This is a genomic window from Marisediminicola sp. UYEF4, from assembly GCF_040546025.1.
Classification (GTDB): domain Bacteria; phylum Actinomycetota; class Actinomycetes; order Actinomycetales; family Microbacteriaceae; genus Marisediminicola.
Window position 1 is genome coordinate 162,967 of the sequence record NZ_JBEPNA010000004.1, and the last position, 26,815, is coordinate 189,781.

At 66.3% G+C, this 26,815-nt stretch carries 22 protein-coding genes and 1 tRNA gene; 6 read left to right on the top strand and 17 right to left on the bottom strand.

The features are described from left to right. Positions 1 to 232: 232 nt before the first annotated feature. From ABIB15_RS06565 to ABIB15_RS06605, 9 genes are all read right to left on the bottom strand, one after another. Positions 233 to 1,174, bottom strand: a complete 942-nt coding sequence (locus ABIB15_RS06565; protein ID WP_354476191.1) for a sensor histidine kinase — start codon at positions 1,172 to 1,174, stop codon at positions 233 to 235. Next, positions 1,171 to 1,851, bottom strand: a complete 681-nt coding sequence (locus ABIB15_RS06570) for a response regulator transcription factor (protein ID WP_354476192.1) — start codon at positions 1,849 to 1,851, stop codon at positions 1,171 to 1,173. The genes ABIB15_RS06565 and ABIB15_RS06570 overlap by 4 nt, the downstream gene beginning before the upstream one ends. A 21-nt stretch (positions 1,852 to 1,872) precedes the next feature. After that, the gene (locus tag ABIB15_RS06575; RefSeq protein WP_354476193.1) at positions 1,873 to 2,442 is read right to left on the bottom strand and encodes a hypothetical protein; all 570 of its coding nucleotides are present in this window, start codon (positions 2,440 to 2,442) and stop codon (positions 1,873 to 1,875) included. Then, entirely contained in the window at positions 2,439 to 3,410 is a 972-nt protein-coding gene (locus ABIB15_RS06580) for an ABC transporter permease (RefSeq protein ID WP_354476194.1), read from the bottom strand. Before ABIB15_RS06580 ends, ABIB15_RS06575 begins: the two co-directional genes overlap by 4 nt. Further along, positions 3,403 to 4,302 (bottom strand): ABC transporter permease, encoded by a 900-nt coding sequence (locus ABIB15_RS06585; protein ID WP_354476195.1) that lies wholly within the window; start codon positions 4,300 to 4,302, stop codon positions 3,403 to 3,405. Before ABIB15_RS06585 ends, ABIB15_RS06580 begins: the two co-directional genes overlap by 8 nt. Beyond that, a complete protein-coding gene (locus tag ABIB15_RS06590; RefSeq protein WP_354476196.1) occupies positions 4,299 to 5,036 on the bottom strand; it encodes an ABC transporter ATP-binding protein in 738 nt (245 codons plus the stop codon). Before ABIB15_RS06590 ends, ABIB15_RS06585 begins: the two co-directional genes overlap by 4 nt. A gap of 104 nt (positions 5,037 to 5,140) precedes the next feature. Then, positions 5,141 to 5,521 carry a hypothetical protein gene (locus ABIB15_RS06595; protein ID WP_354476197.1) on the bottom strand — a complete coding sequence of 127 codons (381 nt, stop codon included), beginning with the start codon at positions 5,519 to 5,521 and terminating at the stop codon, positions 5,141 to 5,143. Between the two features lie 384 nt (positions 5,522 to 5,905). After that, positions 5,906 to 6,523: a hypothetical protein gene (locus ABIB15_RS06600; RefSeq protein ID WP_354476199.1), complete on the bottom strand. Its 618-nt coding sequence runs from the start codon at positions 6,521 to 6,523 to the stop codon at positions 5,906 to 5,908. A gap of 1,023 nt (positions 6,524 to 7,546) precedes the next feature. After that, a complete protein-coding gene (locus ABIB15_RS06605) occupies positions 7,547 to 7,960 on the bottom strand; it encodes a heavy metal-responsive transcriptional regulator (RefSeq protein ID WP_354476201.1) in 414 nt (137 codons plus the stop codon). A gap of 46 nt (positions 7,961 to 8,006) precedes the next feature. On the opposite strand from ABIB15_RS06605, the gene ABIB15_RS06610 reads away from it, so the two are divergent. Both ABIB15_RS06610 and ABIB15_RS06615 read left to right on the top strand, forming a co-directional pair. Then, entirely contained in the window at positions 8,007 to 8,306 is a 300-nt protein-coding gene (locus ABIB15_RS06610; protein WP_354476203.1) for a thioredoxin family protein, read from the top strand. After that, the gene (locus ABIB15_RS06615; RefSeq protein WP_354476205.1) at positions 8,303 to 9,664 is read left to right on the top strand and encodes a dihydrolipoyl dehydrogenase family protein; all 1,362 of its coding nucleotides are present in this window, start codon (positions 8,303 to 8,305) and stop codon (positions 9,662 to 9,664) included. The genes ABIB15_RS06610 and ABIB15_RS06615 overlap by 4 nt, the downstream gene beginning before the upstream one ends. 40 nt (positions 9,665 to 9,704) lie before the next feature. On the opposite strand, the gene ABIB15_RS06620 is transcribed toward ABIB15_RS06615, so the two are convergent. Continuing rightward, positions 9,705 to 9,923: a hypothetical protein gene (locus ABIB15_RS06620; RefSeq protein WP_354476206.1), complete on the bottom strand. Its 219-nt coding sequence runs from the start codon at positions 9,921 to 9,923 to the stop codon at positions 9,705 to 9,707. Positions 9,924 to 10,053: 130 nt separating this feature from the next. On the opposite strand from ABIB15_RS06620, the gene ABIB15_RS06625 reads away from it, so the two are divergent. Next, positions 10,054 to 12,660, top strand: a complete 2,607-nt coding sequence (locus ABIB15_RS06625; protein ID WP_354476208.1) for an AMP-binding protein — start codon at positions 10,054 to 10,056, stop codon at positions 12,658 to 12,660. 35 nt (positions 12,661 to 12,695) lie between these two features. Here the strand turns inward: ABIB15_RS06625 and ABIB15_RS06630 are convergent, their stop codons facing one another. Then, on the bottom strand, positions 12,696 to 14,249 hold the full coding sequence (locus ABIB15_RS06630) for a PLL family lectin (protein ID WP_354476210.1): 1,554 nt from the start codon (positions 14,247 to 14,249) through the stop codon (positions 12,696 to 12,698). A 147-nt stretch (positions 14,250 to 14,396) separates the two neighbouring features. On the opposite strand from ABIB15_RS06630, the gene ABIB15_RS06635 reads away from it, so the two are divergent. Further along, complete coding sequence (locus ABIB15_RS06635) at positions 14,397 to 14,681, top strand: hypothetical protein (RefSeq protein WP_354476212.1); 285 nt, start codon at positions 14,397 to 14,399, stop codon at positions 14,679 to 14,681. A 214-nt stretch (positions 14,682 to 14,895) separates the two neighbouring features. Here ABIB15_RS06635 and ABIB15_RS06640 read toward each other — a convergent pair. The 3 genes from ABIB15_RS06640 to ABIB15_RS06650 all read right to left on the bottom strand — a co-directional run bounded on the left by ABIB15_RS06640 (position 14,896) and on the right by ABIB15_RS06650 (position 19,237). Then, positions 14,896 to 14,969 (bottom strand) — tRNA-Met (locus ABIB15_RS06640). A gap of 152 nt (positions 14,970 to 15,121) precedes the next feature. Next, positions 15,122 to 18,037, bottom strand: a complete 2,916-nt coding sequence (locus tag ABIB15_RS06645; RefSeq protein ID WP_354476214.1) for a UPF0182 family membrane protein — start codon at positions 18,035 to 18,037, stop codon at positions 15,122 to 15,124. A 90-nt stretch (positions 18,038 to 18,127) separates the two neighbouring features. Then, the gene (locus tag ABIB15_RS06650) at positions 18,128 to 19,237 is read right to left on the bottom strand and encodes a YlbL family protein (protein ID WP_354476216.1); all 1,110 of its coding nucleotides are present in this window, start codon (positions 19,235 to 19,237) and stop codon (positions 18,128 to 18,130) included. A 136-nt stretch (positions 19,238 to 19,373) separates the two neighbouring features. Between ABIB15_RS06650 and ABIB15_RS06655 the strand changes: the two genes are divergently transcribed. After that, positions 19,374 to 20,753 carry a zinc-dependent metalloprotease gene (locus ABIB15_RS06655; protein ID WP_354476218.1) on the top strand — a complete coding sequence of 460 codons (1,380 nt, stop codon included), beginning with the start codon at positions 19,374 to 19,376 and terminating at the stop codon, positions 20,751 to 20,753. 816 nt (positions 20,754 to 21,569) lie between these two features. Here ABIB15_RS06655 and ABIB15_RS06660 read toward each other — a convergent pair. Continuing rightward, the gene (locus ABIB15_RS06660) at positions 21,570 to 23,315 is read right to left on the bottom strand and encodes an ATP-dependent helicase (RefSeq protein WP_354476220.1); all 1,746 of its coding nucleotides are present in this window, start codon (positions 23,313 to 23,315) and stop codon (positions 21,570 to 21,572) included. Between the two features lie 25 nt (positions 23,316 to 23,340). Next, on the bottom strand, positions 23,341 to 24,267 hold the full coding sequence (gene nudC, locus ABIB15_RS06665; protein WP_354476221.1) for an NAD(+) diphosphatase: 927 nt from the start codon (positions 24,265 to 24,267) through the stop codon (positions 23,341 to 23,343). A gap of 97 nt (positions 24,268 to 24,364) precedes the next feature. Between nudC and ABIB15_RS06670 the strand changes: the two genes are divergently transcribed. Beyond that, positions 24,365 to 25,357: a phosphotransferase gene (locus tag ABIB15_RS06670; protein ID WP_354476223.1), complete on the top strand. Its 993-nt coding sequence runs from the start codon at positions 24,365 to 24,367 to the stop codon at positions 25,355 to 25,357. On the opposite strand, the gene ABIB15_RS06675 is transcribed toward ABIB15_RS06670, so the two are convergent. Then, the gene (locus ABIB15_RS06675; RefSeq protein ID WP_354476225.1) at positions 25,354 to 26,736 is read right to left on the bottom strand and encodes an MFS transporter; all 1,383 of its coding nucleotides are present in this window, start codon (positions 26,734 to 26,736) and stop codon (positions 25,354 to 25,356) included. The genes ABIB15_RS06670 and ABIB15_RS06675 overlap by 4 nt on opposite strands. Positions 26,737 to 26,815: the final 79 nt, after the last annotated feature.

Here is a 26,815-nt window from a genome sequence, read left to right on the forward strand (position 1 = left end):
TCACGACCACCACGTGGTCGAAGGCGCCGGTGGGTCGCTCCGGTCGATCGTCGAAGCGCAGTGACGGCTGCTGGTTCACCGCCGACCCGACCGCGTCCGCGCCAACGCCGGCCGCGGCCGTGCCCGCCGCCACAATCCCCACCGTCCTGAGAAGCGTGCGCCACGACGGCGATCGGTTGTCCTCGAGTCAAGGATCTGGTGGCGCCTCCGGGCTCATCATGGTGGTCTCGATTCAGGTTTGGTGCTCGGGGAGCGTCAGGGTGACCGTGGTTCCGGATCCCGGCGCGGAGGTGATGCTCACCTTGCCTTTGTGGGCGGAAACGATCTGTTTCACTAGCGGCAGCCCGAGGCCGAAGCCGGGTGTCGTTCTCGCGTCTTGCGCTCGCCAGAAGCGGTCGAATGCGTGAGCAGATTCGGCGTCGGTCATTCCGATCCCGTTGTCGGCGACTTGGATGTACGCAATCCGGCCGGTGCCCGAAATGATGATGTCGATATGTCCGGACTCGTCAGTGAACTTGGCTGCATTGTCGACGAGATTGGTGAGTGCTCGGGTGAGGAGCTCTGTGGAGCCATCGACGATAACGGCGCGCGACTCGGTCACGGCAATTCTTGCTGCAGCTCCATGACCGCGGGCTGCTTTGTGAGCAAGCCCGTTGAGGGAGACGGGTTCGAAGGTTGCTTCCAGCTCGTCAGCGTCCTCACGAGTGAGAAGGAGAAGGTCGTTGGTCAACCTCGTCAGGCCCTCGGCCGATTCCAGGGCGGCCGTCATGGCTGCCCGATACTGGGCCGGCGTTCGCGATCGCGAGAGTGCGAGTTCGAGCTCGCCTTGAATGACGCTCAACGGACTGCGGAACTCGTGCGACGCTCCGTCGACGAAGCGCTGTTGCAACTCGTAACTGCGGCGCACCGGCGCTAGGGCACTTCGAGCCATGAGGTAGCTCGATACAGGGAGCACGACAACAAGTGCCGCATATCCCACTAACAGTCCGTTTCGCAGCAGCGCGAAACCCTGCTCGGCGCTGGCGATGAAGGCTTCACCGTCGAGTTCGGGAACGTCGAAGTCGAAGGTCCCGGTGACAAAGGCGTAGATGCCTAGCGCGAAGGCTCCGAAGAGCAGCAGCTGCACGACCGTGTAGGTCAAAGTGAGCCGGATGATGGCGCGGCGGAAGATCATCGGTCGGCTGCGATCATGTATCCGGCGCCGCGGCGAGTCTCGATGATCTCGATTTCGCCGGGCAGGGTCAGTTTCTGCCGAAGGTATCGGATGTAGGTCTGAACGACGTTGCTGTAACCCTCGTAGTTGCTGTCCCAGGCGTGGGTGATCAGCTCTGAGGCGCTGATGATCTGGCCAGGGTTTCGCATAAGGTATTCCAGCACGGCGAACTCCTTCGCGGTTAACGCGATGGTTCGACCGTTGCGGGTCGCGGTGCGCGTTGCCGGGTCGAGGGCGACTCCCTGTGCGGTGAGGATAGGTGCATGCGCCCGTGGGGCTCGCCGAAGGAGAGCGCGAACGCGGGCGACGAGCTCAACGAGGTGGAAGGGTTTGACGAGGTAGTCGTCGGCTCCGGCATCCAGCCCCTCCACCCGTTTGCGAGTCGAGTCCAGCGCGGTGAGCATGAGCACCGGGATGTCGCGGTTGAGTTCGCGGATTCGGGCACACACATCCATGCCGCCTCGAGGCAGCCCGGGGAGCATCAGGTCAAGAACCACAAGATCGTAGGCTTCGATCTCGAATGCCTCAACGCCGGCGGGGGCGGTGTGGACGACGTCGACGGCGTAGCCGGCTTCGGAGAGCGTGCGTCGGACGACGTCCGCGATGCGGACGTCGTCCTCCACGACAAGCAGCTTCACAGCAAGGCCTCGAGGTCCGGGTCAGTCTGCTGCATCTCCCTCTCCGGATCCCTTCGTCGCCGTGGCGTTGGCCACTTGGACGCCGGCGGCGCTGACCTCGATCGTGAAGTCCACCTGGTTCTTGGAGCTGCGGTAGACGCTGAAGGTATTCTCCGGGAAGTGGCCAGGACCGGTCTCACCGTCGAACGACAGCGTACTCGTCGCGCCCGCTGGGAGCGTAAAACCGTCCAATGCCTGGTGGTATGCCTCGCTCTGCCCAGTCGTCACGTCCTTCATCACGTAATAGATCTCGAATGTGGACAACTCGCTGCTCGTGTCGTTCTTTACTGTCACCTGCAGCCGGTCATCGATCGGAGCCTGAGTATCGGGGTCGACATTGTCCTCGGCTGCCGCGGACACGATTGTGAGTCCCGGTGCGGTGCTCGTGTTGGCAATCGGGTTCGAGTCCACCGGGAGCACGGCACCGGCAGACGTTCCTGAGCCTGCCGCTTGTGAGCTTGCTGGTGCCGGCGTTGTCGACTGGCAGCCTGCCAATGCGACGACCGTGAGGGATGCCACCAGGGCGACGGGAACGAGCAGTCGTAGCTTCATGAGATCTTCCTTTGCAGATTGCGTCGGGTGGTAACCCCGACGGCGAATGTCACGGAGGCGAGGGTCGCCGCCGCGAGTGTGATGGCGTAGCCCCACATGTCGGCCCACACGATGCCGAGGGGCTGCTGGTTGTATTTGTCTTTGATGCCCAGGAACGCGAACGACAGTCGCTCGAAGTGCTTGGTGATCGAGGAGACCTCCAGGCCGTTACGGACGCCGTCGAAGGCAGCGAAGTTCGCCAGCACCTTTAACTCGTCCGGCTTCTGTATTTGCAGGGTGGCGAAGAGGCCGCCGGGAACCTGGTTGTCGGGGTCCATGGTGTCGCCGATCTGCGGGATGATGAGCACAAATGCCAGCCACACCACAATCGCGACAATGAGGCCCGTGCTGAGCCTGTGCGAGAGGGCTGTGATGCCGATTGCAAGCGAGCTCCAGAACACCAAATAAAGCCACGCGACAACCGCAGCAATGAGAGTCCGTACGATGTCGATCGGCTGCAACGGTGCATTTCCGATCACGAGGATCGCAGCCGTGGTCATCACTGTCAGCACAGCGACGACGACGAACCAGACCACCGCCAGTCCCAGCACCTTGCCTGCCGGAATCGCGAAGCGACCGACGGGCCGGCTCAGCAGAAGTTGCAGGGTCCCCCGGTACTTCTCCTTGGCCACGGTGCCGTATCCGAGAACTATCGCGAACAGGGCGCCGAGGATCTCGAGGTACTCCACTCCCCCACGCAACAACTGCAACGGGAAAAGTTGGGGTGCAGTAGGCGCGGTCGTACTGCCACTGGCCGCCAGCTGCTGAACGTACAAGTTGTAGGCGTCCAGCTGGGTGCGGAAGCTTGCTGCCGCGACCCCGACCGAGATCAGCGTCGCGACCGCGAGAAACCCGATGAGAACGGCGAAGAGCCGGTCGCGGCGCAGGTCGAGCAGTTCCTTCGCGGTGATGACCCAGGTGCTACTCATTGAGACCACTCCTCATTCGGATACGCGGAGTTGCCACGACGGCGACCGTCATGACGGCCAGGAAGACGAGGAGGACGACGATGCTGGATGTCGGATCGCCGGACACGGTGGTGTCCTGCAGGATGATGCTGGATGCCCGCTTGAACTGCTCGGTCAACGAGAGCGGGCCAGTGATTGTCGACACGATGTCGAAGTAGCCGCCCGTCGAACTCAGCGCCGGAACCGGATTGAGCAGCGAAACAGGGCGGGCCGCAGTGCCGATCTGCGGAAGCACGAAAGCGACCGCGCTCCAGATCACAAACGGCACGAGCAGCGCGGTTGTCTCCTGCTTGCTTCGAAGTCCGGTGAGCATCCCGAGCAGCGCGAAAGTCGTCAGGAGCACCCACGACAACAGGCCGAACGCGATGACGCGGCCCGTATCTGCCCAGCCGAGTGGCGCCCCGTTGATGAAGCTGATGATGATCCAACTCACCGAGAAGCTGATGCCGATAACCGCGGCGAGTACCACTCCGAGCCCGGCCAGCTGCCCGAGCAGTCGTGCGGCGGATCCCACTGGGCGACTGAGCACCAGGTCGACGGTGGACGCCTTCCGGTCGCGCAACGTGGCCTGCACGCCGAGCACGATTGCCATGAGGGAGCCGATCAGCAGGACATAGATGACGGCATTGCGGGCGTAGTACAGAGGTGTCACCCCGGCGAAAGGGTTCGGCGCTGTCGTCAGGCCGTCGGCGACGACCTTCTCGTAGACACCAGTTACCGTTTGGTTAGTGACCCATCCGATCACGGATGACGCAATCACCATTCCGATGAACACGATCAGGAGCAGGTGCACTGTGCGGGCGCGTCGGGTGTTCAGCATCTCGTGTCGGGCGCTCACCAGAAACGTGTTCACGAGACTGGCTCCGACTCCAGCTGGAAGTAGATCGCCTCTAGGGAATCCTCTCCAGGGAAGTCGGCGAGAGTCTTCGCCAGAGTGTCGTGGTGGACTAGCGTGCCGCCTCGGAGGATCCCGATGCTCGTGCACGTCTTCGTCACCTCGGAAAGCAGGTGAGTATTCATGAAGATGGTCATTCCGAACTCGGAGTTCAGCCGCACGATCGTCTCGCGAAGCGTGCGCACACCTTCCGGATCCAGGCCCGATGTGGGCTCATCGAGAAACAGCACCGACGGCGAGTGCAAGATCGCCTGGGCGATGCCGACGCGCTGCCGCATTCCCTTGCTGAACGTACCCAAGCGTTGGCGATCGTGACCTTGGAAGTCGAGGATGCGCAGAACGTCTCGGATGCGCTGGTCCGGCCGACGTAGGCCCGACAAGTGGGCAAAGAACCGCAGATTCTCCATCAGCGTGAGGTTGTCGTAGAACTGCACATTCTCGGGCAGGTATCCGATCGCACTACGGACCGCCCGCGCATCGGCGAAGACACTGTGGCCAGCGACTTCCGCGTCGCCCTGCGTTGGCTCAAGCAGGGTCGTGAGCACGTTCACGGTGGTTGTCTTCCCGGCGCCATTGTGGCCGAGAAGGCCGAACACTTCACCGGCGGCGACTTCCAAGGACAGCGCATCCAGCGCCAACTTCGATCCGTACGACTTCGACAGGTTGTCAGTCGCGATTGCTGATTTCGTCATAGCGCCGACCGTATTCAGGACATCGTGAGAGCACGATGAGTGCCCTCAGATGCACTGCGGACTACCTACGTGCCCCAACGTGGCGTAGCCGTGCTGCGGCGAGATCATCGACCGCGGTCGCTCTGCCTGCCGATGGTGATGGTCGAAGTCTGTGTCTGTGGCGACTCGGCGCGTCTTCCTATGACAGCTCCGCGCGGGTGGCGTGCCTGGTCGAGGTCGGCCTGTTTCCGTGCGGCAGCGGCGGCCGCCTGGTCGGGGCCGGCCTTGATTCCTACGACGTGCAGCTCGCGCCGCTCGGCCGAGTCCCACGACAACTTTGCGACGTGCTCGACATCGGCGGCGAGGTCGCGCAGTTCCTGCGCTTCCTCGGCCTCCGCGAGCTCCGCGGGCACTTCGAGCACTTCGGCGCCGACCAAGAGGCCGCCGGCGAGGTCCTCGTCGCGGAACGTAACCGCCGTCTCGTAGGCGCGGGCAACGTCGTGCACCTGGGCTTGGTCCCACGACGACTCGTGGACGGGGCACGAGCTGCGAAGTCGGGTTCCAGGACGGGGCTTCTCGACGCGAGCGCGTCCCAGCACGGTCCCTCACCAAGGTCGAACTGCACCTCATCGACTCGTTCCGATATCGCATCCGAGGCCGAAATGGTTTCGGCACCAAGAAGCGGTCCGAGGGTCGAGACCGAAGCGCCCGTCACCGGCAGAAACTGAACAAACGGTCGAGCCAGTTCCGAGACGCGACCGTCAAGACCGGACAGGGCCTTCGACGCTATCTAGAATGGATCCGTCGCCATCGATTCACCCCATCTCGCCCTCGACAACGCTAGGCGAAACGCCGAACCGGCAACCACCCCGGCGACCTGCGCGGTCGCGTCAGGAAGTGAGATCACGTGTCGGCGTTCGCGCGCGCAGGGTGCTGGCGCCGAATTGTGCCCAGCCGATGCCGGCACCGAGGTGAGCGAATACGCCGTAGATTCTGTATCCACCAATCGAATCGCTGAGCGGGCCCGGCAGCAGGGCCCATGCAAAGGCGATCGCGAGGCTCGCTCCGATGGATACCAGCATGACGCGGCTTGGCTTTCCAACACGGGGGTTGTGACGGGTTCCAACCGCGAGGAGCACCAGTCCGGTCGCGGCGACAGGAAGAAAGAAGGGGGCGCCCAGCGCCTGGATGCTGAGATCGATGAGCGCCGGAACGATGAGCCCGATCAGGAGCGGCGCGTACCCGACCCGCGCCAACCGGCCGGTGACCAGCGCCAGGCGCGAGGAGAGAACGACCAGCCCCGTCGCGATCAGCAGATTCGGAATACCGCCGAGCAACATGCGCCAGAACAACATCGAGCCACCTAGAACCGCGCGGTCCTCGTTGAATGAAGTCGGACCATGCACGGTCGCGAACACCAGCCAGAGTGGGGCCATGAGCAGGCCCCCTGCCACCACCGCCATCACGCCCGCAAAACCAACTCGATCGGGGGTTTTCTCCGCCCACATGCCGAAAACACTATGACCCGACCGTCAACGTGACTAGGTCCCGGCGAGAACCCTAGAGCCGCCAACCAAGGGGGCATTACATCAGGGACCCTGTCGAACTCCTCGAGGCCGGCGATCCGGGCCTTCACATCGGACAGGCGTAGGCGCAGTTCCTGTCCCACGCGGAAGCTTCGCATACCGCGGCCGGCGTGACGTAGGGCGTCGATGGTAAGCCAGCACGCCCGAGTTGCGCGGCATGAGCACGGGCTCGAGATAGGGATGCGCGCAGCAGAATCATTCAGGGGCCAGAGGCCCATCAGTTGCCCCGAGCGCTGTCGAGGCGGGGCGAGCCGCGCGTCGCCTTAAATAGAGAAATCCGGCGCGGGATTCACCAGCGCCGGATTTCCGCCGGATCTACCGCTGTTACCTGCCCTGTTAGGGGCGAAGAGAAGGGCCTGACCTGGACTTTTGTTGCGGGGATAGGATTTGAACCTGCGACCTCCGGATCAATCCCTTGGTCAGCGGTTGTTCCCTGATGTCTCGGAAACCGCCGAGTTCCCTTTAGTTGACAGGGATGCAGGCGATTGGCCTCGTCTGAGTTTAGCGGGTTCGTTGCGGTCAGTCACGGGTGATTTCGATGGGTAATCTGTGGGCGCGCGCACCCACGGGCTTGGCGTCGACCCACCAATCGTGAAGTCGACTTCAATCGGTGTCAGTCCAGACGAACGTCAATCGTCGACGACAAGCCTCGCCTCGCCTCGCCTCACCTCGATGGATCTCATCCCGATCGCGTACGCAGCTTTCTTCGGGAAATTGGGCAACGCATGAACCGGTTTCTCGCTGCTCGAGGACATCCCTCCCTCCCTCTCCCCCACCCTGCGCCGGTGCGCGGACGGGGTCCCGGCGCATGGCGAGTGTCACCTCAACGGAGGAATGGTGCGGCCGGCCGCGCTGCCGCCCAACGATGTGGCGCAGGATGGATGTCGGGTGGCGCTCTCCTTGCCGATCTCGGCGTCTCTGTCCTGCCCTGTCTCAATTTGCCCCTCAGCCTGCGGGTTGGGTGATGATGTGGCAGACGCTGCCTTCTGCGCAGTCGGCTGGGTTGAGGCCGTGGCTTGCGCTGATGAGCTGGTGTAGCTCTGTTTCGAGGAGTGCGAGTTCCTGTTGCCGGCGGTGTACATCCTTCAGCTTCGTGTCGAGGAGGGTGGAGACGTGCTCGCAGGGTGCTGTGCCGGCTTCGCGGACGGTGATAATGCTGCCGATTTCGGTCAGCGTGAGAGCGGCCGTCTGAGCCGACCGGATGAAGTGGAGCCGGGAGACGGCCCCCTCGTCGTACTGGCGGTAACCGTTCCGATCACGCGCGGCGGGGGGCAACAGGCCGCGCCGTTCGTAGAACCGGATTGTCTGTGCCGGCACACCGGTCGCGATGGCGAGGTCTCTTATCTGCATACTCCCCATTCCACCACTTGACCTTGCAGCGTGGTGCAACGTTTAGCGTGATGACATGGAAATCACATTGCAGTACTTCGACGGGTGCCCGAACTGGACGGTCGCGGCCGAGCGGCTCGCGGTGATCACGGCAGAGCTCCCCGATGTCGTCGTGAACCGACGGATGGTCCAGAACCTGGAGGACGCGGAGGCGATCGGATTCCGGGGATCCCCGAGCATCCTGATCGACGGAAGCGACCTGTTTCCCGATGCAGCGACTGCGGTGGGGCTCGCCTGCCGAATCTATGCGACCCCCGCCGGATTCGCTGGCGCCCCGACGATGGAGCAACTGCGGGCGGCGATCGGCGCAGCATGAGCGGCATAAGCGGGGAATTCGACCTGTTCGTCATTGGCGCCGGAATGGCCGGCAGCACGGCGGCGAACAGGTGCGCTGCGAAGGGGTGGCGTGTGGGCATCGTCGACGCGCTGCCATACGGGGGCACCTGTGCGCTGCGCGGGTGCGATCCGAAGAAGATCCTTCGCCGGGGCGCGGAAGTGATCGATGCCGCACATCTGATGCAGGGCAAGGGCATTAGCGAGAACGAGCTGGCGATCGACTGGCCGGCGCTCATGCGTCACAAGCGGGGCTTCACCGATGCTGTGCCTCAGGGCATGGAAGACGAGCTCGTGCGAAACGGCGTCACCACCTTTCATGGCACCGCCCGATTCACGGGGCCCCAGAAGCTCGAGGTCGACGGGGTGCAGCACCAGTCGAAGCGGTTCCTGATCGCTACCGGCGCGAAGCCGCGCCCGCTCGTTTTCCCCGGCCAGGACCACCTGATCGACAGCACCAACTTTCTCAACCTCGATGCCTTGCCCGACCGCATCGTGTTCGTCGGCGGTGGTTTCGTTTCATTCGAGTTCGCTCATATCGCAGCCCGCGCCGGTGTGGACTGCGTGATCATCGATCACGGCGACCGGCCGCTGCGCGCGTTCGACCCCGACCTCGTCGACCTGGTCGTGCGCCGGACCGAGCAGGCCGGGATACGTGTACACCGCAGCAGCTCGGTCAGCGGAGTGACTCGCACCGCGACGGGGCTTCAGGTGGCGGCGGAGCAGGCCGGCATCACGACGACGATCGAAACCGACCTGGTCGTGCACGGGGCCGGCCGGGTCCCGGACCTCGACGGCCTGAACCTTGCGGCTGCGGGTATCGCGTGGGGCCCGCGGGGCGTCGACGTGTTCGGGCACCTGCAAAGCCGCAGCAATCCCGCGGTCTTCGCCGCCGGCGACGCCGCCGACACCCGGGGAGAGCGCCTCACGCCCGTCGCAGTGTTCGAGGGCAAGGTGGCCGCGTCCAACATGCTCAAGGGCACGACAACCGTGCCCGACTACACCGGAACCCCCACAACCGTGTTCACGATCCCGGAGCTGAACCGCGTCGGCATGCTCGAGCACGAAGCCCGACGTGACGGCCGGGACGTTACCGTCCGGTACAACGACACCAGCGGCTGGTACGCGAACTACCGGGTCGGCGAGACAACCGCGGCGACGAAAATCATCATCGACAACACAACCGATCAGATCCTCGGAGCACACCTGCTCGGCCCAGGCTACGCGGAGCTGGTCAACATTTTCGGCCTCGCGATCAAGCTCGGCCTCACCACTCGACAGCTAAAAACGATGACCACAACCTACCCCTCGGTCGGCTCCGACCTCGGCTCCATGCTCTGACCCAGGGCGCCGGTTGGGCGTCGTCGCGTGCACCGATCGTTCATCGATCCTGCTGCACCATGTAAGTGGTCGGAACAAGCTCCCGCGCCATGCGGCTTGCTTCGCGTTCCAGGGCGGCGTCGCCACCGACCTTCGCCGCCGTGATGGCCGCGTCGTAGACCAACACGAGGCGCGAGACCGAAACGGAGGCGGGGTCCTCCCCGAGGGTGCGCACGGGAACACACTCAGGCAGCTCGATGACCGCGTCGGTGAGCAGCACCTCGCGCGAGCAGTTCCGTGAGCAGTTATCTGGCCACCTCGGCACAGCGCCACAACGAACAAAGGGTAGGGTAGGGTAGGGTAGGGTAGGGTAGCCTAACCTAATCTCTCCTCTTGTCGAAGGCACCTGCATGATCACGACCGCGCCCGCACCGCACCTCAACTTTCTCGGCGGCGCCGCCGGCGACGTCGCGATCATCGCCGACGATGGCGAACTCAGCTACGCCGAGCTTGCCGGCAGGGTCGGGCGCCGGCGCATCGAACTCGGCGGCGTGCGCAGGCTAGTGATGCTCGAAGCAGCGAATTCGGTGGAGGCGATCGTGACCTATCTGGCGGCGCTGGAAGGCGGGCATCCGGTGCTCCTTATCGCCCCGGGAGACGATGAGGCATCAACGAAGCACCGCGCGTCGCTGGCCGAGCGGTTTGACCCCGACGTCATTGCAACCAGTGGCGAGACGAGGGCCGCGCTGCACGAGGTGCGCACCGGCACCGCCCACGATCTCGCGGCTGACCTTGCGCTGCTGGTCAGCACCTCGGGGTCAACCGGCACTCCGAAGCTCGTTCGCCTATCGCGGCAGAACCTACTGAGCAACGCGCAGGCCATCGCCAGTTACCTGCGCCTCACCCGCGACGACCGGGCCGCAACCACGCTGCCGATGCACTACTGCTACGGGCTCTCGGTCATCAACAGCCACCTCCTGGCCGGAGCGAGCCTCATGCTCACCGACCGCTCGGTGACCGACGAGCTGTTCTGGACTGATGCGACAGCGCAGCGGATCACCTCCTTCGCCGGCGTGCCGTACACCTTCGACCTGCTCGAGGCCGGCAAGTTGACCGATCGACTGCCGGCCAGCATCCGATACCTCACCCAGGCCGGCGGCCGTCTGGCGCCCGAGGCGGTGCGCCGGTTCGCCCGACTCGGCGAACGCCGCGGGTTCGAGTTCTTTGTCATGTACGGCCAGACCGAGGCGACGGCGCGGATGGCCTACGTGCCCGCGGAGGTGGCCGAGCAGGCCGCCGGGAGCATCGGCCGGGCAATCCCCGGAGGCCACTTCCGCATCGATGCCGAGGCCGGAGCGCATGTCGGCGAACTCGTCTACGAGGGCCCCAACGTCATGCTCGGCTACGCCGAAACACCCGCCGACTTCGCGCTCGGGCGCACGGTGAGCGAGCTCCGCACGGGCGATCTCGCGCGTCAGCGCGATGACGGAATGTTCGAGGTCGTCGGGCGGATGAACCGGTTCGTGAAGGTATACGGGCTGCGGGTCGACCTCGACTCGGTGCAACGCCTGCTCTCCGAGGAGGGATTCGATGCGCGGACCGCGAGCGCCGGCGAGCGGCTGCTCGTGTTCGTCCGTGCCGCCCGGCAGGTCGACAGCGCGCGCACCCGTGCGGCCGCGCTGCTCGGCATTCCCTTACACGCGGTGCGGGTGTACGCCCTCGCGGACTTCCCGTGCACGTCGAGCGGCAAACCTGACTTCGCCGCCCTCGTGCGGTACTCGCAGACGATCGAAGCGCGGGAGGAATCGGCGGCGCCCACCGATCAGACCGTCACCGCGGAGTCCCTCCGGGACCTGTTTGCCGAGCTTCTCGGGCGCCCGGACGCAACGATCGATGACAGCTTCGCGGGGCTCGGCGGGGATTCGTTGAGCTACGTCGAGGTGTCCGTGCGGCTGGAGGAGCTAGTCGGGACGCTGCCGCGGGAGTGGCCGGCCCAGTCGGCCCGGCAGCTGGCACCGCCCGTCAATGTTTCCGCCCGCGCCGAGGCCGACGACGTGCCGCAACCTGCACCGCAACCCCCAGCCACTGTCGGCGGCTGGCGGGGCGGTTTTCCCCGGATCGAGACCCCGGCCGTGCTTCGCGCGCTGGCGATCGTGCTGATCGTGGGCACCCACGCTGATCTCATCATCGCGGAGGGCGGTGCACACCTGCTGCTCGCCGTCGCCGGCTACAACCTCGCCAGGTTCCAACTCGCCGATGTGCCGGGGGCCTCGCGGGCGCGCCGCCTGGTGGGAAGCGCAGCCCAGATCGCCCTGCCGGCCGTGCTGTGGATCGGTGCCGTCGCCTGGATCAGCGGCAAGTACACAACGACCACGGCGCTGCTGGTGAACCACTTCGTTCCCAGCGACGGAAGATGGAACGAGCAGTGGCAATTCTGGTTCCTCGAGGCCGCCATATGGACGATGCTCGGCTTCGCCGCGATGTTCCTCATCCGTCCGATCGACCGCCTCGAACGCCGGCACCCTTGGGTCTTCGCCCTCGCCCTGTTCGTCCTCGCGCTCGCGGCCCGTTTCGCGCTGGTGGGAATCGAGGCGAGAGGTGTCGAACGGTACACGCCAATCATCGTGCTCTGGTGTGTCGTGCTCGGATGGCTCGTCGCGCGGGCCGACACGATCGGCAAACGCGTGGCCGTGTCGCTCGCGACGATCATCGCGACAGTCGGTTTTCTCGGAGAACCGGCACGCGAAGCGGTGGTGATTGCGGGGGTTCTTGTGCTGATCTGGGTGACGCGGGTGCGGCTTCCGCGGCCCCTCGTCCCGGTCGTGCGGCTGCTCGCGGGCGCGTCGTTGTTCATCTACCTCACCCACTGGGTGGTCTACCCCGCCTGGGAGCAAAGCGCCCCCTGGTTCGGCACCCTGTTGTCGCTGGCCGTCGGCATCGCGGTCTGGATTGTGTATCGACTGATCAGCCGAGTGATTGGTCAGACGGCCAACGCGCGTATCTGTGTGAACGCCTGATCGGGCCGGGATATCACTGCCGGCGGAGGTGAATCCTAAAGGTCCTCCGGTCCTTGCACTGTTTGCATCCCGTCATCAGACCAGTGATGCCTGGTCGCTCCGCTTCTCGATACGACGAACGCATCGTATCTGGTGCGATCCTCGGGCGGGTCCCAGGAGGCGATGGAAAATCCGATCGGGTCCTCCGCGACGAAGGCGAGTCTCCATTCCTCGCTGTGATCGGTGACTTTAACGTGGTGAACGAGCCCGTCGGTCCCGGTTACGAAGATCTCGAGTTCGTCTCTGTTTGTCAGCTTCTGACCAACCTTGAGGCCGATACGTTGTGTGAAGAAGATCGATGGGTTGGGTCCGCTGTTGGCATCCAATCGCTCCAGCCCAGACGGCATCAGAATGTTTGTACCGGTGACGTTGCCATCGTCTTCGGTGCGGAAGCGGGTTGTCTGCAACTTCCCGTCCCGGTTGACTGCTACGGCGGCCAATGCGTCGGCGTTGATCGGGCAGAGCGCGAGGCGCTTTGTTACCCAGGAGTCGTAACCTGCGACAGAGTCGTCGTGGTGCCATTTCGCGTCGTTGCCACTCCAATAGTGGTGATCAACGCCGGTCTGCGTGGCTATGAGGACATCGATTCGATCCGGTGTTACGGATGCAGCGGCGACCGCCATACTGCCATTTACGCCAACCGTCACGCGCTCCCAGCCGCCCCAGCGGCCGTTCTCGTACCAAGCGTGCAGGAGAGCGTCGCGGTCGTCGCAGGCGAAGACGTCGAGCACTCCGGGCTTGCGAGTTGACACCGCCACGAACTGAATGCTCCCAATCTTGTCGCCAGTAATCTGCTCCCATCCTTGGAGCGGATGATTCGGGGTCTGGTGCCAGATGTGGGCGATCAAACCATGATCTCGGCCGAACGCGTCGATGCGCCCCTCTCCCCAGCTGACTGCGCCGATCGGTCCCGGTTCCGGCTTTCCGCTCGGCCGAAGAATCGCTGGTACGACGGGAAAAGATCCTAAGCCTTCGGGGATCCGAACGTCGACAACCGCAGCATTGCCATCTCTCTTGCCGCTCTGAACTGCTCTGACTTCCAGGTGATAGTCGTGCTCCGCCAGCGGATTCTTGATGTCGTACTGACCGCTCTTGTTGTCTTGCTCCCCAAAGTCCGCGACAGCCCACCCGCGCAGCTTCACTGATGACCGATGCTTGTACTGGGTGCCGCCACTGAATTTGAACGTGAGCGCGGACGCCGAAACTGTCCAGGTGAGCGAGGTGATGTCAGGAGCCTGATTCTTCGGCGGGGTGACCGGAACCCCGACAAAAGTTGTTGCGCTGCTTGAGAGCTTCGACTCGAACGTGTAGCGGACCCCGACTGCGGTCATTCCCGTGGTCGCGCTTCGAGCCTTCGCCAGCTCCTTCTCGGGGATGTCGATCACGTCGTGCGCTGTGAGCGACCGCCCAGGATCCCACTCAAGCACGCCAAGGAAGATCTCGACGAGGGCGACTGTGCCCTGTCCTAAGCCGTCGTTTACTGGAGTCCAACCGACTCTCCAGCCGTCAGCCAACTTCGTGTGAGGAGTGACAAACTGCGGCTTGGTCATGGACTCTCCGATGCTTTGGGGTTCGCAAACTGCGTTAGAGACCGATCGTGAAAAAAGATTAGTACCACCCAAACAGCGCCGTCCAGCACTAACGAAGCGAAGGATCCCCTCCCCCACAACGGCACGGAATGGCGCGGCTACTTCGGCATGCGCAGCCTTGTCGAGAGCTCGAACAACCTGCTGAAGTCCCCCGCCCACGGCGATATTGAGAACACCAAGAAACGCTCCGGACGCGGCTACGCCGCCACCTTCCTCGCCCTGACATTCGCCGTCGTCACCTCGAACCTCAAGCGAATCGCGTCGTTCTTCGTGGCCGAAGCGAACCGCATCGAGAAATCACACACAAAGACCCGAGCCAGGCGACGAAGTGACGAGCGCGGCACACCGCTTCGCCGAGCAGAGCCGGCACCACCGCCGACCACTCTCGTCTAGCGACCGGTACTCACACTTCTCCCGCAACACCGAACAATTCGACCTGCCCAAACGCAGGTCGATTCGTCAGTTAACGACCTGCACGACGGCACACGCCCGCAGGAACGTCCATTTCCGGGCATGAAAAAAGGACCGGAACGGTTTCTCAACCATTCCGGTCCTTCTTCAGTCAATATCCGGAAACTCTCTCGAGTATTTCCGGAATGACCCTCTGTTGCGGGGACAGGATTTGAACCTGCGACCTCTGGGTTATGAGCCCAGCGAGCTACCGAACTGCTCCACCCCGCGGCGTAAGCACAACGATACCAGAGTATTCGACCGCCGATTCCACCTTGCGGCCACCGGCAGCATGTGCGTCCCACCTCGGGCCGCCCGGGGTAACGACGAAGGGCGGAACCCCGGCGCCATCGGCACCCGGATTCCGCCCTGGTCGTCCCGGACTACGGCGACGCGGTGATCGCCCGCTCGATGGCAGCCTGCAGTGCCTCGTCGGCCTCAGCGGCCGCGACCAGGTCGTTGGCCGCGTAAGCGGCCGCGCGGTCGAGGAGCGCCTGGCGGGCGTCCTCGAGCGCCGCCGTGAGCGCCGGGCTGTCGCTCGGCGTCGTGGGCGTCGTGGGCGCCTCTGGCTCAGGGGCGTCGGGATCGACCGGCTCGCTCGGATTGATCGGGTCGACCACCACGTCCTCGTCACCGGCATTTGCCCCGGAGTCGCCCCCGAAGACCGAGTTCAACGCGGCGTCGAGGGTGTCCTCGAAGCCGATCTGGTCGCCGAACGAGACGAGCACCTTGCGCAGGATCGGGTAGGTCGTCTCCGCCGTCGACTGCACGTACACGGGCTGCACGTAGAGCAGTCCCCCGCCGACCGGCAGTGTCAGCAGGTTACCGCGCACGATCTCGGTGTCACCCCGCGCGAGGAGCGCGAGCTGGTTGGCCACCTCGGTGTCGGTATTGAAGTTGTTCTGCACCTGACCCGGGCCCGGAACGGTGTTCTGCTTGGGCAGGGTCAACAGCGTGAACTTGCCGTAGGTGTCGGCCACCTCACCGGCTGTGCTTCCGGCATCCGCATTCACGGCCATGTAGCCCGTGAGCACGTTTCTCGTGCCCTCACCCGACGACTGCGGGATGAAGGTCGTGTAGAGCGAGAAGTTCGGCTGGTCGGAACCAGGCACCTGCATCGTCAGGTAATACGGCGGCTGGAACTCCGCCGTCGCAGCGGTCTTCGTCGGGTCGTTCGGCGTGATCCATGCGTCATCGCTCGAGAAGAACGAGTCGCTGTCGGTCACGTGGTACGTGCTCAGGATCTGGCGCTGCACCTTGAACAGGTCGGCCGGATAGCGCACGTGGCTCAGCAGGTCGCCCGACATCTCGCTCATCGGCGCGACCGTGGTCGGGAAGATCTTCTGCCACGTCTTCAGGATCGGATCCTCGTCGTCCCAGGCGTAAAGGGTGACCTCGCCGGTGTAGGCGTCCACTGTCGCCTTGACCGAGTTGCGGATGTAGTTGATGTTGTCGATCGCGTAGGCGGGAGTCGGCGTGTACGTGTCGACGATCGCGTTGCTGAGCTGCTTGACGTCGGAGTACGGGTAGTTGTCGCTCGTCGTGTAGCCGTCGACGATCCACACCACCTTGTCGTCGACGACCGCCGGGTAGGCATCGCTGTCGAGGGTGAGGTAGGGGGCGACCTTCTGAATGCGCTGCTTCGGGTCGCGGTCGTAGAGAATCTGCGACTCGTCGTTGACCGCGTCGGAGAGGAAGATCTGCTCCGACTGGAACTTGATCGCGTACAGCACCTTCTTGAACACGTTGTCGAGCGCGGGCCCGCCGTCGGCGGCGTAGGTGGTGGTGGCGTTCTCGGCGCCCTCCTCTTCACCGGACGGGAAGTCGAGCTCGACCGGGCGGTCGCCCTCCGGCGCGCCGACGATCGAGAACGGCGGGGACTGCTCGCCGAAGTAGATGCGCGGCTCGAAGTCGCTGCCGAGTGCCCCGTCGTTCGGGATTCCCGACTGCAGGAACACGGGCAGGCCCTCGGCCGACCGCTGGTTTCCGAACGCCGCGACGACGCCGTAGCCGTGGGTGTAGACGAAGGTGCGGTTGTAGAAGTTGTTCGCGCCGCCGAGGCCGTCAAGGTTGAGCTCGCGCACGGCGATGACGGTGTCTTGCACCTTGCCGTCGATCTCGTAGCGGTCGACGTCGAGTTCGGGGGCGAACTGGTAGTACTGGCGGAACTGCTCGAGCTGCGCGAAGGTCCGCGTGACGAGAGCAGGGTCGATGATGCGGATGTTCGCGGTCGTCTCGGCGTCGTTCTGGAGCGCGCCGGCCTCGGTGTCGGTCGACGGGTCGAACCGCTGCTCCTCGACGTCGGCGACGTCGTAGGCCGCGCGGGTGGCCTCGATGTTGCGCTCGATGTACGGGGCCTCGACGCTTCGCACGCTCGGTGCGACCTGGAAGCGCTGCACGATCCACGGGTACACCGATCCGATCAGCAGGCTGCTGACGATGAGCAGCGCGGTGCCGACGATGGGCAGGCGCCAGCGTCCGATGATGGCGGTGATGATGAAGAGGACCGCCACGATCGCGGCTATTCCGGCGAGGATCGCGCGGCCCGGGATCACGGCGTTGACGTCGGCGTACGAGGCGCCGACGAGCAGGTCGCTGCTGCTATTCACGAGGGTCGCGTACTGGTCGAGCCAGATGCTGACCGCCTGCACCGCGAGGTACACGGCGGCGATGATCGCAAGCTGGATGCGGGCGGCCTTGGAGATTCGCACCTCGCGTCCGTTGATGCGGATCGCGCCGTAAAGGTAGGAGGTCGCGAGGGCCGCGATGCCGGAGATGAGCACGATGGCCGACGCGAAGGCGACCACGGACTGGTAGAACGGCAGCTCGAACAGGTAGAACGAGATGTCGAGGCCGAACTGCGGGTCGGTCTCGCCACTGGGCGTGCGATTGAGCCACTGAAGTGCCACCGGCCAGCGGGACGAGGTCGCGACGCCGGCGAACAGCCCGAGCACGGCGGGGATGCCGAACATCGCGAGGCGACGAAGCGGCTCGATGACCTGCTGGTAGCGGTCGAGCTGCGAGTTGAGCTTGGCGTAGACCGGACGCGCCCTGAACGCGAGCGCGATGCTCACGTAGACGGGCACGGCCATCGAGAAGAAGCCGATGAGGAACATCACCGACGCGGCGATCCACCCCGTCGTGAGCACGTTCGCGAATCCGAGCTGGTCGAACCACAGCCAGTCGGTATAAAGGCTCGCAAAAATGAAGAAGACAATAACGAGTGCGGCGATTACTCCGGCTGCGATGGCGAGTGGTGCCCGCGTGCGCGAGGCCGGACGTGCTTCCGTGGAAGTCAAGAGACTGCTCCTGGCTGTAGATGGCTGTGGATTCCCATCTTAAGGGGCCTGCGCTGCGAGATCGCCGACGGGGCGCCTCGGAGCGCCGGATCAGCCGTCGCAGCCGGGCAGAGCGGCGGTGTCGCCGCCCTGCGCAACGACCTCGAGCGCCGCGAGGGCCTCGTCGAGGGTGCCGACGGCGAACACCGTGAGACCGTCGGGGATGTTGCCGGTGACCTCGCCGCAGTTCGCTGCGGGGGCGAGGAAGAACTCGGCGCCGTCATCCTTCGCGCCGTAGAGCTTCTGCCGGATGCCGCCGATCGGGCCGACCGAGCCGTCGACTGCGATCGTGCCGGTGCCCGCGATGTCCTGGCCTCCATTGAGGGCCCCCGGGGTGAGCTTGTCGATGATCCCCAGGGCGAACATCATGCCGGCGCTCGGGCCGCCGACCTTCTCCAGCTGGATCTTGACCTCGAACGGGAAGTCGTAGTCGGCCCCGACCGTGATTCCAACGATCGGGTTGCCATCGCCGTCGGGGTTCTCCCGCGGGGTCACCTCGACGGTTTCGGTGCTGCCCGCCCGCTCGATCTCGAGCGTCACGGGCGACGTGGTGCCGTTGTCGGCGATGATCGAGCGCAGCTGCGTGACGTCGAGCGGGTCCTCGCCGTTCACGCGCAGGATCTCGTCGCCCTCCGCCAGGATGCCGTCCGAGGGCGAGTCGGGCGAGAATCCGGCCACCGTCAGGGTGGCCTCGAGCGGGTAACCGAGTTCGGTGAGCGACGCGGCGATCGCGTCTTTCTGGGAGTTCTGCATGTCGACGGCGCTCTGCTCGTTCGACTGCTCGAGGCTCTGCCCCGGGGGGAAGACCTCGTCGAGGGGAAGGACGGCCCTGCTCGGGTTGCCCCAGGAGGTGATGACCTCGAACCAGTTCGGCCGGGTCTCGCGGTTGCCGACCACGTTGACCGTGAGCATGCTGAGTGTTCCCTCGGTGGGATAGGTCTCCTCGCCGGGAATGGAGATCAGCGGGACGGCCTCCCCCTCGACACTCACCTCGCCGAGGGTGTCGAAGACGGGTCCGGGGCGCTCGATCACATAGGGCGACGGGACGAAGGAGAGCGCGAGCGCGCCCACGATGCCCACCGTGAGGAGCGTCCAGCCGGCGCGGAGACGGCGCCGCGACCGTGGCGACGGCTCGGCATGGTCGTTCGAAAAGAGCGCCACTACAGTCCATTCCCGGGCCAGATCGGTCCCGTGCGTTCAAAGTTCGGCGGTGTGTTCGCCACGGGCGCACGACCAGTCGCACAGCCTAGGTCAAAATCCAGCCACCCCCCGCTGTGCACGGGCTAGCGTAGTTTGCATGCCTGAAGATCCTCAGCACGAGCCGAACGACGAGTTCCAGGACATGCTGCGCGAGTTGCTGTCGGGCAACTCCGACATTGACCCCGCCAAGCTCGCAAGTGCGGCGGGCCTGCCCGACGACCCGGCGATGCTCGCGCAGCTGATGGCCCAGTTGCAGGCCGCGATGCAGTACAGCGGCGAGGGAGTCAACTGGGAGATCGCGCGCCAGCAGGCAACAACGATCGCCACGAGCGAGACGCAGCCGACGTCTCCCGCCGACCGGGCCGCCATCGAGCAGGCCTACGGCATCGCGGCGCTGTGGCTCAGCGAGGCAACCTACGTCTCCGAGCTCAGCGTCACCCCAAGGCTTATGACGAGGACGGAGTGGGTCGCCGCCACCATGCCCGTCTGGACCCAGCTGGCCGAGCCCGTCGCACTCAGCATCTCCGACGCCCTCACCGACGTGCTGCGCCAGCAGGCGCCGGAGGAGATGACGGGAATGCTCGACAGCGCGAGCAAGCTCATGCGCAACATCGGCGGAACCCTGTTCGCGATGCAGCTCGGCCAGGTTGTCGGGCAGCTCTCGGGCGAGGTGGTCTCCGGAGGAGACATCGGCATCCCCCTGCTCGACTCGGCCAACGGCACCGAGCTCCAGGCCGCGATCCTCCCCCAGAACGTCGCGCCGTTCGGCGAGGGCCTCGACATCGAGCCCGACCAGATCCGGCTCTACCTCGCCGTTCGCGAACTTGCCCACGCCCGGCTGTTCCGGCACGCGAAGTGGCTCCGGCTGCAGTTGATGACGTCGATCACCGGCTTCGCCCACGGCATCCGCATCGACACGGGTCTCATGGAGCAGCTCGCCTCGGACTTCGACCCGTCGAACCCGGAGGAACTTCGCAAGGCCATGGCGAGCGGGGCACTCATCCCGCCGAAGTCGGAGGCCCAGCGAGACGCCCTCGACCGCCTCGAGACGATGCTCGCCCTCGTCGAGGGCTGGGTCGACGTTGTCACCGCGCAGGCGACGACGCGACTGCCCAAGTCGGCCGCGATCGCCGAGACAGTGCGCCGGCGGCGTGCCGCCGGCGGACCTGCCGAATCGGCGTTCTCGACCCTCGTCGGCCTCGAGCTGCGACCGCGGCGCCTGCGCGAGGCCGCCGCCATGTGGCAGGAGGTGACGGATGCCGTCGGCGCCGAGCGCCGCGACGAGCTGTGGTCCCACCCGGACGTTCTGCCGGGCTCGGGCGACATCGACGACCCGGCGGCCCTCATCGCGCGGCTGACCTCGACGACACCGGCTCACGACGACGTCGATCAGGCGATCGAGGACCTCCTCAACGACACGAGCGACGACCGACCGCACGAATCGGGCGACGGGCCGGCGGAGGACCCGCGCGGATAGCGCTCCCGCCCAGCCTGCGCGGCTGCCGCGCCTGTGCACTCTCGGCGACGACGTTGGCGCACGGCTGGCATCATTCGACGATGGTGCTTCGAATCGATCCTCGACTGCCACTGGTCTGGCGCAGTCCGAGCAGCCTCCAGTTGGGGGTCGACGCGCCGCCCGTCACCCTCGTCGACGTGTCGGAGGCGCAGGAGCGCATGATCTCGGCGCTCGTCGCCGGAATCACCCGGCCCGGTCTCGCCATGCTCGCGGCCACCGCCGGCGCCGACTCCGGCGAGGCCGACCGGATGGTGCGGCTCGTGAAACCAGCGCTGCTCGACAGCGTCGTCCCGGCTCCCAGCCCCCGCACCGTCGTGATCGCGGGGCGGGGCAGGGCGGTGGAGCGGCTGGCGGATGCCCTCGCCTCGAGCGGGGTGGAGCCTCGGCTCGTCGGCGGTGATCTCGCGGCAGCCGGAAACGCGCGGGACGTCGCGGTCGTAGTGGGGCACTTCGTACTCGACCCCGCGTTCCACGGCCTCTGGCTGCGACGCGACCTGCCCCACCTCCCGATCGTGTTCGGCGACACCGGCGCGCGAATCGGACCGGTCATCGAGCCGGGCCACGGCCCGTGCCTGCACTGCCTCGAACGCTGGCACACCGACGCCGACACGTCGTGGCCGGCGATGGCGTCCCAGCTGCTCGGCCGGCGGAGCCCGGTCGACGCCGGCATCGTCGCCGGAGAGGTGGCGGCGATCGCCGCCCGGATCGTGATCGCGCGGCTGGCGGGAGGCCCCGCCGCGACGGCGGTGTCCGTGCGACTGGATGCCGCGACGGGAGCTACCGCCCCGACACCGTGGCGGCGGCATCCGGAATGCGGTTGCGCAGCTCTGCCAGGAACCGGGACGGCTGACGCGGCGTCGACCGCTTCGGCGCAGCCTCGGCGAAGGACAGGTGCAGCCGCTCCCGCGCGCGCGTGACGCCGACGTAGAGCAGCCGGCGTTCCTCATCGACAGCCGCGGGGGTCTTCGCATAGCTGATCGGAACGAGTCCCTCACTCAGCCCGATGACGAAGACCGTCTCCCACTCCAGACCCTTGGCCGAGTGCAGGGTCGCGAGGGTGACGGCATCCATCGTCGGCTCGTGCTGCCCCGCCGACCGCTCATAGAGGTCGTCCGAGAACTGCCGCAGCGTCGTGCCCGGCACCGCCGACTCGGCGAGGCCCATGATCGCGTTGAGCGACTCCCACCGGTCGCGGACGGCACCGCGCGCCTCGGGCGCCTCCTGGGTCCAGCCGAGCGAGCGCAGCACATCGCTCACCGTCTTGAACAGCGGTTCGACGGTGTTCGCGACCGACGCGCCTTTGAGCATCATGAGTGTCTGCTTGACCTCGGGAAGGTCGAAGAACCGCTTGCCGCCCTTGAGCTGGTAGCCGATCCCGGCATCGCCGAGAGCGGCCTCGAGCACCGCGCCCTGCACGTTGATGCGGTAGAGCACGGCGATGTCCTGGGGGCGAGAGCCTGCGGCGACGAGGTCGGCGATCTGGCCGGCGACCCCGCGCGCCTCCGCGCGGTCGTCGCGGTAGGTCGTCACCGACGGCGCGATCGCCTTCGGATGCGCCTTGCCCGGCACCGGTGCCGGCCGGTCCGCGGCGCGCAGGCGCAGCGAGCCGGCCCGGCCGCGCATGAGCTGGTTGGCCGTCTCCACGATTGCGGGAGTCGAGCGGTAGTTCTGCTCGAGCCGCACGACAGTCGAGTTCGGGTAGCGGGACGGGAACGACAGAAGGAGGTCGGAGGACGCCCCGGCGAATGAGTAGATTGTCTGGCTCGCATCGCCGACGACGCAGACGTCCTGCCGGTCGCCGAGCCAGAGCTCGAGCAGCGACTGCTGCAGCGGCGAAACATCCTGGTACTCGTCGACGACGAAGAAGCGGTACTGCTCGCGCACCTGTTGCGCGACCCACGGTTCTGACTCGAGCATTCCGGCGGTGGCCAGCAGCACGTCCTCGAAGTCGATCTGGCGGCGTTCGTCCTTGACCTGCTCGTAGGCGCCGTGAAGGGCGACCATGCGGGTGGCGTCGAGGGAGTCGGGTGTGACGCGGCTTTCGACGACGGCCGCGTATTGGTCGAGGGTGAGCCTCGAAACCTTGCGCCACTCGATCTCGGCGGCGAGGTCGCGCAGCGTCGGGGTGTCGAGTTTGAGACGCAGGCTCTCCGCCGCGTGGGCGATCAGCCGCCCCTTCGACTCGAGGATGCGCGGCATGGTGCCGCCGACGACCTGCGGCCAGAAGAAGCCGAGCTGCGAAAGCGCGGAGGCATGGAAGGTACGGGCCGAGACTCCCCCGGCGCCGAGCTGGCGCAGCCGGCCGCGCAGCTCTCCGGCAGCCCGCGAGGTGAAGGTGAGTGCCATGACCCGGCCCGGAGGGTAGACGCCCGTCGCGACGCCGTAGGCGATGCGGTGGGTGATGGCCCGCGTCTTGCCGGTGCCGGCGCCGGCGAGCAGGCAGACCGGGCCGAGGAGAGCCTCGGCCGCGACACGCTGCTCCTCGTCGAGGCCAGCGAGCAGGGACTGGGCGGTCAGTGCCACGCGGTCGCCGTTCCCGAGACGGCGGTCACCAGTCGCGCCGATCGATAATCGGCCCGCCGAACCAGTCCTCGAGGATCGCGCGCGCGATCGACGTCGGGCCGGGCAGCGCGATCTCGTCGAGGGAGGCGGCGAGCTCCTCCCGGCTGAACCAGCGCAGGTCGAGAATCTCCTGGCCGTCGGGGGTGAGGCGTGACTCGAGGCTCTGGTCGACGATCGCGCGGAAACCCAGCATGATCGACGCGGGGAACGGCCAGGGCTGCGAGCCGAGATACACCGGCTCGGCGATGCGGATGCCGGATTCCTCGAACACCTCGCGCACGACGGCGTTTTCGAGCGACTCGCCCGGCTCGACGAAGCCGGCCAACAGCGAGTAGCGGTTGTTCTTCCAGAGCGCGTTGGATCCGAGCAGGATCCGGTCCTCGGCATCCGTCACGCCCACGATGATCGCCGCGTCGGTGCGGGGGAAGAGCTGGTGGTCGTCGTCCTCGGCCTTGCGCACCCACCCTCCCTGCACCGACAGCGTCGGCTTGCCGCTGCGCGGCGAGAAGCGGTGCGAGTCATGCCAATTGGCCATCGCGAGGGCCTCGGTGAACAGTCCGGCGTCACGGTCGCCGAGGCTCGCGCCAAGTGACCGGAGGTCGCCCCAGCGCGCATCGCCGCCGAGCGTCGCGGCGGCGGGCTCGGACAGCTTCGCGGCGACGAAGGGTGTCGCGGCGGCGTCGATGGAGCGGCCGAGGTAGATGAGGTACTCCGCCTCCGGGGCCTCGGCAGCGCCCAGCAGGGCGAGCGCTCCGTCGTCGGCCAGCAGCGCCTGCCCGTTGTGCAGCAGAAGCACGCGGGTGGAGTCGTCCGCCCACAGCTCGGCGAAGAGGTCGGGCCGGCCGCGTGCGAGGTAGTCGCGGTCGAGCTCGTGCCGCGATAGCGGCAGACGGGCCGTGAACTCAAATGACATCGACGAACCTTACAATCTCGGGGATGTTCATGGCCTTCGGGAGGATTGTGCGTGGCGCACGACCGCGGCCGCCGCTCGACAACTTACCCTTGAGACCATGGCCAGATCCCCACTCACTCTAGCCGCGCTCGCCACCTCGGCCGTAGCCGGCCTCGACGTCACGACAGCGAGCCGCCACGGCTCCGGTTCCGGGGGCGACTACGAGCAGGCCGCCCTCTCCACGCGTGACGGGCAGCGCCTGCTGATCCGTGTTCCCCGCAGCCCATCGGCTGAAACGCAGGCTTCCGCCGACCTGATCGCCCTGAGGGCGTTGAGCACCGGCATCCGCGCGCGCCTGCCCTTCTCGGCACCGACGCCCCTCGGCCACGCGCCCGTCGGCGGAACGCGCGCGGTCGTCTGCGACCTTCTGCCCGGCTCCCCCGTCGGGCTCGAGCACGTCGCCGATGCGGACCTCGCCGAGTCGATCGGCCGTGCTGTCGCCGCGATCCACGCGCTACCGACGAGCTTCGTCGCCGATGCGGGACTCAGCATCGTGCGGCCCCTCGACGCCCTCGCCGCCGCCGTGACGATCATGGACCAGGCCGTCGCGACCGGTCTCGTGCCCGCTGCGCTCGTCGTGCGCTGGGAGAACGCGACGGAGGACCCGACGCTGTGGCAGTTCGCCCCGACCGTCATCCACGGTGCCATCACCGGCGGCACGCTGCTCACCGACGGCCAGAGAATCACCGGAGTCGTCGAGTGGCACGCCCTGGGCGTCGGCGACCCGGCGCGCGATCTCTTCTGGCTTCTCGGGGCCCCATCCGGAGACGGGGCCGACGCGCTGCTCGACGCCTATAGCGCGGCGAGGGGCTCGACCGACCGCCAGCTGCGCAAGCGGGCGATGCTCTACGCCGAGCTCGAGATCGCCCAGTGGCTCCTCCACGGCACGACGCAGCGCAGCACCGAGATCGTCGATGACGCCGTCGGAATGCTGCACAACCTCGTCGACGTCGTACAGCACGACATCAACCGCCGGATCGACACGAACACGAGCCCGGTGATGACCGTCACCGAGGTCGAGGACATGCTCGACCGGAACGGCCGCAACTAGCCGGCTTTCGACTCGTCCCCGGCCGGGCGGGCGACGCGACGGGCGACGCTGCCGCTCCGGCGCGACACGATGCTCACGGGCGCCCGCGGGCTGCGGACGTTCACGCGGATGGTGAGCTCACCCGTGCGGGCGAGGGTCGCCGCGATGGCGAGGCCGGCGATCGCCGGAACCAGTCCGGCCACGGCGAGGGCGGAGCGCGCGCCCCACTCCTCGGCGATCCAGCCCATGAGCGGGCCACCGATCGCCTGCCCGCCGAGCAGAACCATGATGTAGAGCGACATGACGCGGCCGCGGATGCTGGTGTTGGACGACAGCTGGGTCATCGACTCCGCGGCCATCGCGAACAGCAGCCGGGACAGCCCGATGCCGACGAGCGCGACGAGGAAGATGCCGATGACGGGCGCGACGCCGGCTGCCGCGGTGATGAGCCCGTAGATGACGGCGCCCCCGACGATCGAGCGCAGCCGCAGGCTTGTGCGCCTGGTCGACAGCAGGGCGCCGAGGAACGCGCCGACGGCCGCGAGCGAGCTGTACAGGCCGTAGCCGCGTGCCCCCGTCTCGTAGACGTCGTTCGCCATCGCCGCGAGGAGTACGGGCAGCGACATGCCGAACGTCGACACGAAGAAGAGGGTGACGAGGCTCCAGAAGATCGCGGGCTTCGACATCGCGTAGCGCAGCGCGGCGCGGATCTGGCCGGTGCTGCGGGCGAGACGCGGCGAGGTGCGCAGCTCGCCCATCCGCATCGCGCCGAGGGCGGCGAGCACCACGAGGCCGGCGACAGCGTTGGCGGCGATCGACCAGCCGGACCCGACGACCACGATGAGCATCCCGCTGAGGGCGGGCCCGAGCATCCCGCCGAGGTGGAAGATCGACGCGTTGACGCTGATGGCGTTGCGCAGCCGCGAGTGCCCGACCATCTCGGAGATGAAGGCCGAACGGGCCGGTCCGTCGACGGCAGCGGCGGTTCCGAGCAGGACCGCGGCGAGAAAGACATGCCAGACCTGCACCACTCCCACGATGGTCAGTGCCGCGAGGAGCGCACAGAGCACGACCACGACCGCCTGGGTCTGGATCAGCAGCGAGCGCTTGGCGTACCGGTCGGCGATGACACCGCCCCAGGCGCCGAACAACAGGATCGGGCCGAACTGCAGGGCCACCGTGAGGCCGACGAGCGCCACGCTGCCGGTGAGCTCGAGCACGAGCCAATCGATCGCGATGCGCTGCATCCACACCGAGGTGTTCGCGACAACCTGCGACAGAACGTAGAGCCGGTAATTGCGGATACGCAGGGAGTCGAAGGTGTCGCGCCAGCGGGGGCGGTCGAGCACGAGCGGGATGGGTTCGGTGGCGGGGGCGATGTTATTCGTTGTCGGAGCCACTGCTCCACTGTAAGCTCGGCCTCTCCATAACGGGAAATAATCGACTCTATAAGTCCCATTGATTTTCTCAATGATAGGG